Source organism: Rhizobacter sp. P2_H2 (assembly GCF_056403375.1).
This window is the reverse complement of sequence record NZ_JBFUFP010001717.1, coordinates 1-680: the sequence shown is the minus strand read 5'-3', so window position 1 is coordinate 680 and position 680 is coordinate 1. Positions and strand designations below refer to the sequence as shown.

General features: G+C 65.4%; 1 protein-coding gene. It reads right to left on the bottom strand.

Annotated elements, in window-relative coordinates; translation table 11 throughout:
- A partial coding sequence (locus AC1D15_RS35805) for a VCBS domain-containing protein (protein WP_477829827.1) occupies positions 1-680 on the bottom strand: 680 nt, incomplete at both ends.

Sequence of the window (680 nt, the reverse complement as noted above, 5' to 3'; positions counted from 1 at the left end):
GATCACGGCCACATCATTCGTGCCGTGGATGGTGACGGTGACGCTCGACGAGGTCTCATCAGCGCTCTTGACGGTGAAGGTCTCCGCCAGCGACTGATCCGCGCGCAGGGCTTGGATCGTCGCGTTGCTGTTCGCAGCGGTGTAGGTCCAGGTGCCGTCGGCGGCGAGCGCGAAGGTGCCGTAGGTGCCCACGGTGGCCGGTTGAGCCTGGAACACCGCCTGGCCGTTGTCGACGTCGGCGACAGACAACGTACCACCGGTCGTCAGATTGCCGGAAGCGTTGACAGCCGTGTCCTCCGTGACGGAGCCGGAAGTGGCGCCGGAGATGACAGCGGTGTCGTTCGTGCCCTGGATGGTGACCGTGACACTCGACGAGGTCCCATCGGCGCTCTTGACCGAGAAGGTCTCGGTCAGCGATTGATCGGCGCGCAGCGCCTGGACCGTGGCGTTGCTGTTCGCAGCTGCATAAGTCCACGTGCCATCGGCGGCGAGTGTGAAGGTGCCGTAGGTGCCGACAGTGGAAGCCTGGGCCTGGAACACCGCCTGGCCGTTGTCGACGTCGGYGACAGACAAGGTGCCACCGGTGGTCAGGTTGCCGGAGCCGTTGACGGCCGTGTCTTCGGTGACGATACCCGAGGTGGCACCGCTGATCACCGCCACATCGTTCGTGCCCTGGATGG